The organism is Paraburkholderia nodosa (assembly GCF_001718195.1).
GTDB lineage: Bacteria > Pseudomonadota > Gammaproteobacteria > Burkholderiales > Burkholderiaceae > Paraburkholderia > Paraburkholderia nodosa_A.
Map to the genome: position 1 here is coordinate 1 of NZ_MCNV01000008.1, position 13,501 is coordinate 13,501.

Genomic DNA, 13,501 nt, shown 5'->3' on the forward strand with positions numbered 1-13,501 from the left:
TTATCGGCTGTAAATTTTTAAAGATCGATCGCGAAGTTGCCGTTAAAACTGCTCAACTACCGGCTTCTTTCTGCGTTGCTGCGTCAGCAGCAGAGAAACGAGATTATGAAGACTGCCCGGCGATCTGTCAACAGGTTTTTTTACTTCGTTCAACCTGCCGCTCAACTTCGAATCACCCGCAGACCCAGCCACCACAAGGCTTTCGCCCCAGGCTTCCCGTCTCCCCGCGCCTTCATCGAAAGCGCGAAAGACCGGAATTCTAGTCACGCAGATGACATCTTGCAAGCGGTTTTTTGACCGGCTAGTAAAGTCGGGCTGACCACGGCTCGCCTGCTCCATAGAGCAGTCGTCATAGTGCTTCCGGTCGATGCCTTCCGGCTGTGCAGCAACGACGATCCTGCATCGCACCGAGGCCCATTCGGTGCGCTCCTGCTGCCCAAACCGATGGCGCGCACGGAACCGACTAGAATATGGGGTTCTCTGCACCCAAACTCACAGATTTATGCGCTCGCGAATCGCCAAACGCCTTCCTCCTGACGCCGACAAACTCGTCGGCCTCTCGCTCGCCCTGTTCGCCTCGGGCAGCCGCACCGAAGACCGCTTCTGGGAGGCAAAGCTCGACACGCTGCTAGCGAAGGTCGTGCGCAACGGCAATCAGACCACACTCGACGCCGCGCTCGATCATCTGCAGCAGAATCATCCGGACGCCTACGGCGCGCTCGCCGACATGGCGGAGACGCACAGCGAGTCGTTCATCGTCGAACACGACGGCGCGCAATACGAGGCGCTGCTCGTCGCCGCGCCGGTGCTGGCCTGGACGCGCTATGTCATCCCTTCGGGCCCGCTGAAGGCCGACGGCGCCGACGCCCTGCGCACCCATCTGCAGGCCCATGTGCTGGCGAACGGCACGCGCGTGGCGATGGCCCCCTATCTCTATAGCATCGACCAGTTGCCGCGCCACCATGTCGAAACCTGGCGCCTCGCACAACAGCTTGCGCAGGCGGCATTGAGCGGCGCGCCGGCGAAAATCAGCTCGGGCGAACTGCCGGAAACGTCGCCGATCCTCGCCGATCCGCGTTTCCTGCTCGCCGTCGTCGCTGCGCCCGTTGGCGCCCCGCTCTTCCGCTGGCAAGAAGAGGAACACGGCTCGCGCATCGAGCGCGGTCAATGCCTGGAACAATGGGCCACCCAGGGCGGCGCCAACCTTGCCGTCGTCATGCCAGGATGCGAGTTCGAATGCCTGCTGCCGGACGCCTACTACTCTGCCTGCCGTGACGCGGACGAGCGCGTGCGCCCGCACACGATCCGCACCGCCGTGCGCTATCTGCTCGACACGATCGGCGCGGGTGCGCAGGACTTGCGCGCCGTCGTCGCCGGCTTCGGCGAGCGCCGTATCGACGAATACCGCATCGGCTTCACGAAGCGCGGCAGCAATGACGTACTGTATGGCGTGGTCTGGCCGCTCTATGGCCGCGAGAACGGCGACGCCGACATCGACGAAGAGCCGACCGAGGAGAGTGTCAGCAGCGGTCCGCTCGAAGAGATCGTTGCGCTGCTGAAGGAATCGGGCATCACCGATATCCGTCGTCACGCTGGCCGCTTCGAGCCGGAATACTGCGATGACTGCGGCGTGCCGCTCTATGCGGATCCACTCGGCGAGATCGTCCACGCCGAGATGCCAGAAGATGCTGAGCCCGTACAGCCACATTTCCACTAGGACAACGCCCAAATTCCTACCCGGTCCCGCCTGTGTGCGGGACTTTTTTTTGCCCTATGTCTTATGCCTTTTGGACAGGCCGCCAGCGCGCAACCTTTTTGTCATCATGGTGCTGCTGGTCTGGTTCACCGCCGAGTAGAAGCGGTGCGCATTTCACAATATTGCGAGAGGCCGTTACGAAAGGAGGGCATATCCATGCGGTTCGTTGTACTCAATCCGGACGCCGAAAGGCGCGAAGGACTCAAGGCGCTGTTAAGACAAATCGACCGTCGCGCACGCTTCAATGATGCGCCGGACTGGCGCAGCGCTGAGCGCGCCTTGCAACGGTTCACCCCCAACCTGATCGTGATCGACTGGCACGACGACATCCGTGCCGGCGAACTGCGCCACTTTGTCATGCGGCACCGCAGCTTGCCCGTCGCCATACTGGTTGACAGCGCCGAGACGCCCACGACTGTGCGCGCGCTCATCAACGAAGGCGCCCGCGGCGTCATCCGGCGCACAACGGACTCCGTCCTGATTGTGAAGTTTCTGGAACTCATCATGCTTGGTGGCGATCATCTGCCGGCCGACGTGCTCGGTCCATGCACGCCATGGCCGCTGCCGCCCCGGCGCGATGCCCAGGCCGCCGCACAGGCCCGCAAGGTACGTCCGAAGGTGGACCTGTCACCACGACAGGAGCAGATCCTTCGCTGCGTCCATATGGGCAATACGAACAAGATGATCGCGAGAGCGCTCGGCATCAGCGAGGGCACGGTGAAAGTCCATCTGACAAGCATCTTTCAGCAGCTCGGCGCGCCCAATCGCGCGGCAGCCGTCGCGATCTACAACGGGTTGCTCGCGAACCAGCTGCAGGTGTTGCGCGCAGAATGCGAGCGTGCGGCGAAGCCCAGGCACGGCGAGCACGGTCCGGTGCCATTGCGCGCACGCGACGCTCTTGCGCATCGCTATCCGTTGCTGTCAGGCGACAGTGCGGCTCCCCTACCCATCGCCGCGGAGCCAGTGACGCCCTATGGCGACCTCGCCGCGGCGCAGCAGATGCGCCCCGTCGACGTCGGCGAGGCCAGTGAGAGCACGGAGGAGGAAGCCCTGGTGCTCGCTCGCGCACACGGCTCGCCTTCCAACGAGTAATATGAAGCACATGGGGTTCCTATTTACGCCGCTTCCGTTCTGGGTTGCTATCGGTGCCTGGGTTGTCACCGTGGGGCTGCTCGCGCTCGCGCTATGGAAGAACCCCTTCAAGCGTCTGCAGGACGCCACGCTCCAGCACGTGTGGCTTGCGATCGTCGTCGCAATCTCCGTGCTGTGGGCAAGTAATGCGTGGCTCGAAGACGGCACCGTGCTGCACCTGCTCGGCGCCACACTCGTGGTCACGCTATTCGACTGGGGGCTCGCGCTCGTCGCCATGGGCGTCGTCGTCGGGCTCGCCGCACTGGTCTTCGACGCCCCCTGGGAAGGCGTCGCCCTCACCTTCCTGATATTCGGCGCCTTCCCTGTCGCGATTTCGGCGCTACTGCAGCGCGCCTGCACCGCGTGGCTGCCGCGCAACCTCTTCATGTTCATCGTCGGCCAGGGTTTCGTGTCGCCAGCCATCGCCGTTTCGGCGGCGGCCTATCTCGCGCTCGGCACCCATGTGGCGCTCAACGGCGGATCGGCGATCACCGTGCCCGCAGGCTATGCATTCAGCGTATTTCTACTCGCTTCGGGCGAAGCCTGGTTCACAGGTATGGCAACGGCGCTGATCGCCGTCTACCGGCCGGCCTGGGTCACCACGTACGACGTGCGTCGCTATCGCCTGGGCGGCCCGCGAACCTGAACGCTGCCTCAGCCGGACGCCCCACCGCCAGCAACGTGGCGACGGCGCGACCGCACGTCGCGCTCGGCCGCAAGCGCATACGCAGCAGCGCTTGCTGCCGATCCCACTGCTCTGACAGAAGAAAATAATTGTTTCCGGATTGAACTCAAGCTGGCTGGGCTGCATCTTACGGTGCCTGACGTCTCACCCCTCATCCCTAGCAAGCAGATGGACTGCAACCATGCATCTCGCCGGCTGTTGTTCGTAGCCGGTCAACTGGCGGCGTGCGCCGCGAGCCTCATGCTCATCGCCGCGCCAGCCGCGCAGGCCGATCAACTCGATCAACACAACGATCTCGTCAAGCAGTTCGTCACCCAGATGCACGCGGACCCGTTAGTCGCGGACTGCGCGGCGCACGGCGACTTCGTCGCAAGCACATCGACAGCGCTCGATCACGTCGAGTTTCCGCCCAGTTCGTTCGACAGCGCGCACGCGAGCGTGACGCCGTGGAACGACTCGTTCGACGAAGGCAAGCAGCGCGTAAAGGTCGATACGATCGTGACAGTCGACGGCATCGGCATTCCCAAAGAAAGCGGCAACTCGCCCTATGACCTGAAGTTTCGCTGCGGCTATGTCGGGCAGCAGATGCTCGCGTTCAGCTGGAACGATCCGGTCCCGCCGGCGCACGCACGCAGCGAGCGCGGCACGGCGTCGAGCGGCGCCCATGGAAAGGGCAAGCATTCGACCAGGAAGGCCACTGGCAACGGTTCGAAAAAAGCGCCTGCGAACAAGTCGAGCCACAGAACGTCGACGAGCAGCACGAAGTCGTCCAGCAAATCGACGACGACAAAATCCATTGCGAAAAAAGCGACTTCAAAGAAGAAGACGACGGCCAACTGAACCCGTCGGTGTTCTCGACGCGAAAAAGGGGGAAACGGCCTGGCCGTTTCCCCCTTTTCTTGATGTCTGCGCGGTGAAGACGCGTGTTACGCAAACGCCTCCACGTGATGCAGGATGGCCTGCAGCATCGCAGCGCCAAGTGCGGCGCTACGCTCACCGTTCCAACCTACGCGTTCGTCGGGCAGATTGGCGTTGTCCTTGAACGGCATCTCGAGCGTGAGCGACAGGCAGCCGTAGCGATGGCCGATGTACTTCGACGCGAGTTTGAGCGCATCTTCGCGGTAGCGGCTCGCCTCGTAGCCGTGCTGATCCTGGAAGTCGGGGCTCGCCACCTTGAACGCCTCGATGAACGCCTTCTGCTCCGCGCGTTGCTGATCGGTAAAGCCAGGCAGCATTTCCGAGCCCGCCACGAACACATAGGGCAGCGTCTCGTCGCCGTGGATGTCGAAGAAGAGATCGACGCCCGTGGCTTCGATCGCATCGCGCACGACCAGCACTTCGGGACTACGCTGCGCGTCCGGCGCCATCCACTCGCGGTTCAGGTTCGCGCCCACGGCGTTGGTACGCAAATTCCCGTGCACGCTGCCGTCCGGATTCATGTTCGGCACGATATGGAACACGGCGCGGTCGTAAAGCTTGCGCGCGACCGGATCGCCAGCCCAGTCGCCCCAACCGGCGAGCCGCTTGACCAACCCTTCGACGAACCACTCGGCCATGCTCTCACCCGGATGCTGGCGCGCGATGATCCAGACCGTCTTCTTGGGCTTGCCGTCGGGCGCGGTGTCGCCCGGCATGCCAAGCGAGAGCAGCGACATGGGGCGGCCCTCGACGCTCTGGCCGAGTTCCGTCAGTGTGGCGTGTGGCAGTTGCTGAAGCGCGCCGAGGAACTCCGAGTGACGCTCTTCGCTATACGGCTCGAAGTACGCGTAGTAGATGCTGTCGAAGTCGGGCGTGTGGTCGATGACGAGTTCCTTCCCGTCATACGAGGTCGGCACGCGGAACCAGTTCACGCGGTCGTAGCTCGCCGCGGCCTGGTAGTCGCGCCAGCCCTCGGGAAATGCGCAGGCCGACGCGTTCTCGAACGTCATCACGCAACGTTCGCCGCGCGCGCCCGAGAGGCGGAAGTAGAACCATTGCGCGAACTCGGACTGGTTATCCGCTCGCACGCGCAGACGGATGTCGTCGGCGCGCTCGCACGACAGGACCTCGATCGCGCCCGCATCGAAATGGCTGGAGATGGCAATCGTCATGGTGTTTTCCTTCCCGCTTGCTTGTTCATTTACTCGGCGATGCGCCGACGAAATACATAGGTCGAATCGTTCGATGCATCCGCATCGAACGCGTAGCCTTCCACATCGAATGCCTTGAGCGCCTCGGGCTCCGCCACGCGGTTCTCGACGGCATAACGCGCCATCAAGCCGCGCGCACGCTTCGCGTGGAAGCTGATGATCTTGTAGCGCCCACCCTTCCAGTCTTCGAATACCGGCGTGATCACAGGCGCGGCGAGCTTCTTCGGCTTCACGGCCTTGAAGTACTCGTTCGACGCGCAGTTCACCAGCACGCGCGCACCCTTCGCCGCTTTCGCCTGGTTGTGCTCGATCTGCGCATTGATCGCGTGCGTGATGCGCTCGCCCCAAAACGCGTAGAGATCCTTGCCGCGCGCATTTTCGAAACGCGTGCCCATTTCCAGGCGATAAGGCTGCAGCAGGTCGAGCGGACGCAGCAGGCCATACAGTCCGGAGAGCACACGCACATGCTGTTGCGCATAGTCGAGATCCGCCGACGAGAGCGACTTCGCGTCGAAGCCTTCGTAGACATCGCCGTTGAACGCGAGCACGGCCTGCTTCGCGTTGGTCTGGCTGAACTGCTTCGACCAGTCGGCGTAGCGCTGGAAATTCAGGCGCGCGAGCGGGTCGGAAATGCTCATGAGCGAACCGATCTGCTGCGGCGAGAGGCGGCGCAAGCCCGCGATCAGCTCGGCTGCGTCGTCGACGAAATCGGGGATAGTGTGGGCTTCGATGTGCGCCGGCGTGTCATAGTCGAGCGATTTGGCCGGCGACAGAACGATTATCATAGAGGCTTGCAGGCACGATGTGCCGATGTTCAAAGGCGAAAGCCCGATTGTAGCGAATTCACGAATGACCGGCCTCACGCCCCCAACCGCAGCATCCCTCTCGCCCGCCGCCGCTCGCGCGCTCCCCGTGGTTCTCGACTCGAATGTCTGGCTCGATATCCTCGTGTTCGACGACGCGCACACGCGCCCCATTCGCGCGGCGCTCGAGCGCGGCGCGATCCAGGCGCTGATCGACGCGCGTTGCCAGGCCGAGTTGGCCCACGTGCTCGACTATCCGCAGTTCGCTGGCCGCGGCGTCGCGAAAGCGGACGCGCTCGCGGCGCTGGCCGGCCTCGTCGAACTGATCGAGCTGCCCGGGCTTGCCGCCGACGCGCGGCCCCTGCCCCAATGCCGCGACCGCGACGACCAGAAGTTTCTCGAACTGGCGCGCGCAAGCGGCGCACAGTGGCTCGTCTCGAAGGACCGCGCGGTGCTCAAGCTCGCGAAGCGCGTGGCGCGCGACTTTGGCTTTCGCATCGCAACGCCCGACGCCTTCGTCGCCGAATGCGTGCAAAGCGCTGCTCAAGCAGCGCAGGCCTGATGCCCCTGCATCACGGCGTGCGCGCCCGGCCTGACCACCGCAGCGGTGCCGATTTGCCTACAATCGGACTTTGACCCAACCCAACGCCCGACTCCCGCCCGCGACATGAACGCACCGCATCCCACGCAGAATTCGCAGGACACCCTGCTCACGCCCTCTTTTCCGTCGCGTCTGCCGAACGTCGGCACGACGATCTTCACCGTGATGAGCGCGCTCGCCGCCGAAAAGGGCGCGGTCAACCTGGGCCAGGGCTTTCCCGACTTCGATTGCGACGGGCGCATCGTCGACGCCGTCTCGCACGCCATGCGCGAGGGCCACAACCAGTACCCGCCGATGGCAGGCATCGCCGCGCTACGCGAAGCGATCGCGGACAAGATCGAGCACGTGTACGGCCGCCGCTACGACGCCAATAGCGAGATCACGGTGACGGCCGGCGCCACGCAAGCGCTCCTCACGGCGATTCTCGCGACCGTGCACGCGGGCGACGAAGTGATCGTGGTCGAGCCGACCTACGACAGCTATTTGCCGTCGATCGAACTGGCGGGCGGCAAGCCCGTGTTCGTGACGCTCGAAGCGCCCGACTACGCGATTGCGTTCGACCGCCTCGCCGCGGCCATCACGCCGAAAACGCGCCTCATCCTCATCAATACGCCGCACAACCCCACGGGCACAGTGTGGCGCGCCGAGGACATGCAAAAGCTCGAGGAGATCGTGCGCGGCACCAACGTGCTGATCCTCTCCGACGAGGTCTACGAGCACATGGTCTACGACGGCCAGCCGCACGAAAGCGTGGCGCGCTATCCGGAGCTGGCCGCGCGCAGCTTCGTCGTGTCGAGCTTCGGCAAGACCTATCACGTGACGGGCTGGAAGGTGGGCTATGTCGCCGCACCCGCGCCGCTCACGGCCGAGTTCCGCAAGGTGCACCAGTTCAACGTCTTCACCGTGAACACGCCGATGCAGTTCGGCCTGGCGCAGTATCTGCGTGATCCGAAGCCGTATCTGGAACTGCCCGCGTTCTACCAGAAGAAGCGCGACTTCTTCCGCGCCGGACTCGCCAACACGCGCTTCAAGCTGCTGCCGTGCGAAGGCACCTACTTCCAGTGCGTGGACTATTCGGCGATCAGCGATCTGCCCGAAGCGGAATTCTCGAAGTGGCTCACTGCGGAGATCGGCGTGGCCGCCATTCCGGTGTCGGCGTTCTATCACGAGGCGCACGAATCGGGCGTCGTGCGCTTTTGCTTCGCCAAGCAGGAAAGCACGCTCGCGACCGCGCTCGAGCGGCTTGCGCGGCTCTGATGTCGTGCGCGCGCGATGAATCCACGAACGGCAGTGCGTTCCCGATCATCGCGCGCAACAACGTGCAAAACGCCGCAACGCTTACGAGTTCGCCTCGATATACGCCTTGCGGTCCGCGTTGACGCGCTGCGCCGTCGGGCGTTCACCGATCAGCTTGATATACGTTTTCCAGTCGATACCCACGTCGGCGAGGAAATCGCTACCGTAGATGGCCTGCGTCGCGCGGCCCACGAGCGGCAGGCTCACGAACGCCGCCGCATCGGCCACGCCGAACTGCTTGCCCGCCACGTAAGGCGCGAACTTCGCGATCCGCCTGAAGGCCGCCACGTAACGGCGCAGCCGCTTTTCCATGGTCGCTTTGACCTCGTCCGTCACCTTGCTGCCGAAGAACGCCTCGCCATACAGCTCACGCGCGTTCAACTCCAGATGCGTTTCGATGAAAACGATGAGTTCGCGCTCCTTCGCTGCCTGCCACGGATCCGCCGCGAAAATGTGCTTCTCTGGAAAGCGCGCTGCCAGATACTCGACGATCACTTCCGACTCGCACAAAAAGCCCTGCTCCGTTTCGATATAAGGCACCTTGCCGGCCGGCGACTGCGCGAGTTGCGCCTCTTCGAGCGGCAGCTTGTTCGGCAGCTCCTCGAACGCGATGCCGTGCTCGAGCAGCAGAAGCTTGACCTTGTTGTAGTAATTCGAAAGCGCGAAACCGTGCAGCTTGATCATCCTCGTTGCCTCCTTCAGAGAGGCAGCTCCCTTTTCGGAACTGCCGGACCGTTTTCATAAAATTGTACGACCGTGCTATTCTAGGCCAATCATGGAGCCAGGCTTCCAATGACTTCACATCATTTCAACATTGAGACAATCGGCATCGTCGGTACCGGCGCGATGGGCCGCGGCATCGCCCAGATCGCCGCGCAGGCAGGCCTCGCGGTGCGCCTCTACGACACGAACCCGCAGGCGGTCGCCGCCGCGCGCGATTATCTCGCCGACACCTTCGCGAAACTCGCGGCAAAAGGCAAGCTCGATGAGGCTGCCGCCAACGCCGCGCTCGAACGCGTGAGCGGCGTGCATACGATCGATGAACTCGCGGTCTGCGATCTCGTGATCGAGGCGATCGTCGAGAATCTCGAGGCCAAGCGCACGCTCTTTCGCGAGCTCGAAAGCGTAGTGAGCGAGCGTTGCCTGCTCGTTTCGAACACCTCTTCGCTTTCCATTACTGCCATCGCTGCCGCGTGTAGCGATGCATCGCGTGTGGCGGGCTATCACTTCTTCAACCCCGTGCCGCTCATGAAGGTGGTCGAAGTGATCGACGGCCTGCGCAGCGATCCCGCCGCCGGCGACGCGCTCATGGCGCTCGCGCGCCGCATGGGCCACACGCCAGTGCGCGCGAAGGACATGCCCGGCTTCATCGTCAATCACGCGGGCCGCGGCATGAATACCGAAGGCCTGCGCGCGGCGGGCGAAGGCGTAGCGAGCTTCGTCGAGATCGATCGCATCATGCGCGAACAAGCTGGCTTTCGCCTCGGACCGTTCGAGTTGCTCGACCTCACCGCCCTCGATGTCTCGCATCCGGTGATGGAGTCGATCTATCACCAGTTCTATGAGGAGCCGCGCTTCACGCCCTCCCCCATCACGGGTGTGCGGCTCGCAGGCGGCCTCGTTGGCCGCAAAGCCGGTGAAGGCTTCTATCGCTATGTCGATGGCAAGCAGCAGGCGCCCGACGAGCCCGCAGCGCCCACGGCGCTGCCTGCGCGCGTCTGGGTGAGCCGCCGCAACGCCGCCGCGCGTGACGCCGTGCTCGCGCTCGCAGCGAAAGCGAGCGTGGCCGTCGACGAAAGCGATACGCCGGCAGCCGATTCGCTGATCGTCGTCGCGCCGCTCGGCCTCGACGCCACGACCGCCGCGCTCGACGAGCAGCTCGACGCGAGCCGCGTCGTCGCCGTCGACACGCTTTTCCCGCTCGACACCGCGAAGCGCCGCACGCTGATGACGACGCCCGCCACCACGCGCGAAGCCCGCGACGCGGGCCACGCGCTCTTCGCCGCCGACGGCGTGCCGGTCACCGTGATCCGCGATTCGACGGGCTTTGTCGCGCAGCGTATCGTCGCGACGATCGTCAACATCGGTTGCGACATCGCGCAAAAACAAATCGCCACGCCCCGTGACATCGACCTCGCGGTCACGCTGGGTCTCGGCTACCCGCGCGGCCCGCTCGCGCTCGGCGACGCGCTGGGCGCGCGCACGATCCTCACGATCCTGCGCAACATCCACACCGTGCTCGGCGATCCGCGCTATCGCCCGTCGCCGTGGCTCGCGCGCCGCGCGCAGCTCGGCCTTTCGCTGACGCAAGCAGACGCAGCAGACATCAACGCATCGAACGAGGCACCGCAATGAGCGCCGAACTCCTCAGCACCCGCCCGCAAGGCCACGAATCGACACTCGTTCTCACGCTGTCGAACCCCGGCGCACGCAACGCGCTGCATCCCGACATGTACGCCGCTGCCGTCGAAGCCTTCGACACCGCCGAGCGCGACTCGTCATTGCGCGCAATCGTCCTCACCGGCGCCGACAACTTCTTCTGTGCGGGCGGCAACCTCAACCGCCTGCTCGAAAACCGCGCGAAGGACCCGTCGGTGCAGGCCGCCAGCATCGACATGCTCGCTGCGTGGGTCACCGCGATGCGCCAGTCGAGCAAGCCGATCATCGCGGCCGTGGAAGGCGCGGCCGCCGGCGCGGGCTTCTCGCTCGCACTCGCCGCCGACCTGCTCGTCGCCGCCGACGATGCGAAGTTCGTCATGGCCTATTCGCGCGTAGGCCTGACGCCCGATGGCGGCGGTTCGTGGTTCCTCGCGCGCTCGCTGCCGCGTGCCCTCGCGTTCGAGCTGATGGTGGAAGGCAAGCCGATCGGCGCGGCGCGTCTCGCGGAACTGGGCGTCGTGAACCGGCTCTCGAAGCCGCAAACGGCGCTCGATACGGCGCTTGCCTGGGCCGACGAACTCGCGAAGATCTCGCCGAATTCGGTGGCGCGCATCAAGGGTTTGACGAACGTCGCCGACGCGCAGCCGCTCGAAGCACAGCTCGCTGCGGAGCGCGACAGTTTCGTCGCGTCGCTGCATCACCGCGACGGCCTCGAAGGCATTACCGCGTTCCTCGAAAAACGCGCCCCTGTCTACAAGTGAACCGGCTGCAATCCGCACGAGCGACACACCCATGACCGAGTACCCGTTGCCCGCGCGCCGGCGCCTCTACGTGATGCGTCACGGCGACGTCACCTACTTCGACGAGACCGGTCGCGCAATCGACCCGGACACCGTGCCGCTCAACGAGAACGGCCGCGCCCAGGCCACCGCCGCCGGCGCAGCGTTCGCCTTGCAGGGGGTGCGTTTCGACCGCGTGATCGTGAGCGGACTGCGCCGCACGGTCGAGACCGCGCAGCGCGTGCTCGCGGCAAGCGGTCAGTCGATCGAACTCGAAGTGCAGAGCGCGTGGGAGGAGATTCGCGGCGGCCGTCTCGCCGCCATTCCTCCCGCTGAAGTCGAAAACGCCTTTCTGCGCGTGTTCGACGGCATCGTGCCGGAAGACACGCGCTTTCTCGGCGGCGAGACCATCGGCGAGCTGCTCGACCGCGTGCTGCCGCCGCTCGATGCGCTGCGCGCCGACCTCACGTGGGACTCGGCGCTGCTCGTGCTGCACGGCGGCGTGAACCGCGCGATTCTCTCGCATGCAATCACGGCGGGCGGACGCGCATTCTTCGGCCATCTCGCGCAGGCCACGGGCTGCATCAACGCACTCGATGTCGGCGCCGCGCCGCGAGACTGGGTCGTGCGCATGCTCAACTACGCTCCGCCCTCACCGCTGCATCGCGACACCCGCAACACGACGATGGAGATGCTGTACGCGCAATACCTGCGCTATAGACCGCGCGGCTGACGCGCGGCGACCCACAGGAGAATCAGGAGAAGGGAGACGAATATGGCGCAAGCCACCCCGGATGGAGACACGAAAAACAACGCGCAAACGCGCCCCGACTACTCGGCGTTCGAAGGCACGCGCCCGGTTGCCGAGCGCCAGCGCTTCGACACCGAAGCGCTGAGCGCCTGGCTCGCCGCTCACGTGGAAGGCTTCCAGGGCCCCCTCACGATCGAGCAGTTCGCCGGCGGCCAGTCGAACCCGACGTTCAAGCTCGTCACCCCCGGCCGCACCTATGTGATGCGCGCGAAGCCAGGACCCAAGGCGAAGCTGCTGCCGTCCGCGCACGCGATCGAACGCGAATACCGCGTGATGGATGCGCTCGCCGCAACCGATGTCCCGGTCGCAAAGATGCTCGCGCTCTGCGACGACGAGGCGGTGATCGGCCGCGCGTTCTACGTGATGGAGTTCGTCGAGGGGCGCGTGCTCTGGGACCAGTCGCTGCCCGGCATGACGCGCGAGCAGCGCGGCGCGATCTACGACGAGATGAACCGTGTGATCGCCGCGCTCCACAACGTGACGCCCAACGCCGTGGGCCTCGCCGACTTCGGCAAGCCAGGCAATTATTTCGCACGCCAGATCGATCGCTGGAGCCGCCAGTATCAGGCCTCGGAAACGGAGCGCATCGACGCCATGCATCACCTGATCGAATGGCTGCCGCAGCACATGCCCGACGATGCGGGCTCGCGCGTATCGGTCGTGCATGGCGACTACCGGCTCGACAACCTGATCTTTCATCCGAGCGAGCCGCGCGTGCTGGCCGTGCTCGACTGGGAGCTCTCCACGCTCGGCGACCCGCTCGCCGACTTCTCGTATCACTGCATGGCCTGGCACGTCGATCCCGCGCAGTTTCGCGGCATTGCCGGCCTCGACTGGCAGGCGCTCGGCATACCCGACGAGGCGCAGTACGTTGCGCGCTATTGCGAGCGCACCGGCCTCGAGATTCGCGGCGACTGGAACTTCTATCTTGCGTACAACATGTTCCGGATCGCGGCGATCCTGCAGGGCATCATGAAACGCGTCGTGGACGGCACAGCCGCGAGCGCGCAGGCCATCGACGCCGGCCGCCGCGCGAGGCCCATGGCGGAACTCGCCTGGCGCTACGCGCAGAAGGTGCGCTGAAAACCCGTTCGAGAACGACTCACTTTTCACTGTCACTGCATCGCATTG

14 protein-coding genes are annotated in these 13,501 nt (G+C 64.7%); 11 read left to right on the forward strand and 3 right to left on the reverse strand.

All coding sequences use genetic code 11. The annotated features are described in order from the left end of the window. The 5 genes from BFD71_RS41785 to BFD71_RS15635 all read left to right on the forward strand — a co-directional run. On the forward strand, window positions 1-263 hold a 263-nt coding region (locus BFD71_RS41785; RefSeq protein ID WP_218108659.1), incomplete at its 5' end, for a hypothetical protein. A gap of 239 nt (window positions 264-502) precedes the next feature. Continuing rightward, the gene (locus BFD71_RS15620; RefSeq protein WP_069265252.1) at window positions 503-1,717 is read left to right on the forward strand and encodes a DUF2863 family protein; all 1,215 of its coding nucleotides are present in this window, start codon (window positions 503-505) and stop codon (window positions 1,715-1,717) included. A 195-nt stretch (window positions 1,718-1,912) separates the two neighbouring features. After that, window positions 1,913-2,848, forward strand: a complete 936-nt coding sequence (locus tag BFD71_RS15625; RefSeq protein WP_069265253.1) for a LuxR family transcriptional regulator — start codon at window positions 1,913-1,915, stop codon at window positions 2,846-2,848. Between the two features lie 10 nt (window positions 2,849-2,858). Then, entirely contained in the window at window positions 2,859-3,533 is a 675-nt protein-coding gene (locus tag BFD71_RS15630; protein ID WP_069265487.1) for an energy-coupling factor ABC transporter permease, read from the forward strand. Window positions 3,534-3,740: 207 nt separating this feature from the next. Beyond that, window positions 3,741-4,412: a BspC domain-containing protein gene (locus BFD71_RS15635; protein WP_069265254.1), complete on the forward strand. Its 672-nt coding sequence runs from the start codon at window positions 3,741-3,743 to the stop codon at window positions 4,410-4,412. 86 nt (window positions 4,413-4,498) lie between these two features. Here BFD71_RS15635 and BFD71_RS15640 read toward each other — a convergent pair whose 3' ends face one another. Next, window positions 4,499-5,662 (reverse strand): M14 family metallopeptidase, encoded by a 1,164-nt coding sequence (locus BFD71_RS15640; protein ID WP_069265255.1) that lies wholly within the window; start codon window positions 5,660-5,662, stop codon window positions 4,499-4,501. Between the two features lie 29 nt (window positions 5,663-5,691). Then, a complete protein-coding gene (yaaA, locus tag BFD71_RS15645) occupies window positions 5,692-6,486 on the reverse strand; it encodes a peroxide stress protein YaaA (RefSeq protein WP_069265256.1) in 795 nt (264 codons plus the stop codon). Window positions 6,487-6,550: 64 nt separating this feature from the next. Here yaaA and BFD71_RS15650 point away from each other — a divergent pair, with 64 nt between their 5' ends. Next, window positions 6,551-7,066, forward strand: a complete 516-nt coding sequence (locus BFD71_RS15650; RefSeq protein WP_069265257.1) for a putative toxin-antitoxin system toxin component, PIN family — start codon at window positions 6,551-6,553, stop codon at window positions 7,064-7,066. Window positions 7,067-7,171: 105 nt separating this feature from the next. Continuing rightward, window positions 7,172-8,362, forward strand: coding sequence for a pyridoxal phosphate-dependent aminotransferase (locus BFD71_RS15655; protein ID WP_069265258.1), 1,191 nt, complete (start codon window positions 7,172-7,174; stop codon window positions 8,360-8,362). Window positions 8,363-8,443: 81 nt separating this feature from the next. Here the strand turns inward: BFD71_RS15655 and BFD71_RS15660 are convergent, their stop codons facing one another. Continuing rightward, the gene (locus BFD71_RS15660; RefSeq protein WP_069265259.1) at window positions 8,444-9,085 is read right to left on the reverse strand and encodes a glutathione S-transferase family protein; all 642 of its coding nucleotides are present in this window, start codon (window positions 9,083-9,085) and stop codon (window positions 8,444-8,446) included. A gap of 108 nt (window positions 9,086-9,193) precedes the next feature. Here BFD71_RS15660 and BFD71_RS15665 point away from each other — a divergent pair, with 108 nt between their 5' ends. From BFD71_RS15665 to BFD71_RS15680, 4 genes are read left to right on the forward strand one after another with little or no spacing between them, the layout of a single operon-like run. Then, window positions 9,194-10,756, forward strand: a complete 1,563-nt coding sequence (locus tag BFD71_RS15665; RefSeq protein WP_069265260.1) for a 3-hydroxyacyl-CoA dehydrogenase — start codon at window positions 9,194-9,196, stop codon at window positions 10,754-10,756. Next, the gene (locus tag BFD71_RS15670; RefSeq protein ID WP_069265261.1) at window positions 10,753-11,541 is read left to right on the forward strand and encodes an oxepin-CoA hydrolase, alternative type; all 789 of its coding nucleotides are present in this window, start codon (window positions 10,753-10,755) and stop codon (window positions 11,539-11,541) included. Before BFD71_RS15665 ends, BFD71_RS15670 begins: the two co-directional genes overlap by 4 nt. Before the next feature lie 31 nt (window positions 11,542-11,572). Next, complete coding sequence (locus BFD71_RS15675) at window positions 11,573-12,292, forward strand: histidine phosphatase family protein (RefSeq protein WP_069265262.1); 720 nt, start codon at window positions 11,573-11,575, stop codon at window positions 12,290-12,292. A 42-nt stretch (window positions 12,293-12,334) separates the two neighbouring features. Further along, window positions 12,335-13,453, forward strand: coding sequence for a phosphotransferase (locus BFD71_RS15680; protein ID WP_069265263.1), 1,119 nt, complete (start codon window positions 12,335-12,337; stop codon window positions 13,451-13,453). Window positions 13,454-13,501 lie beyond the last annotated feature (48 nt).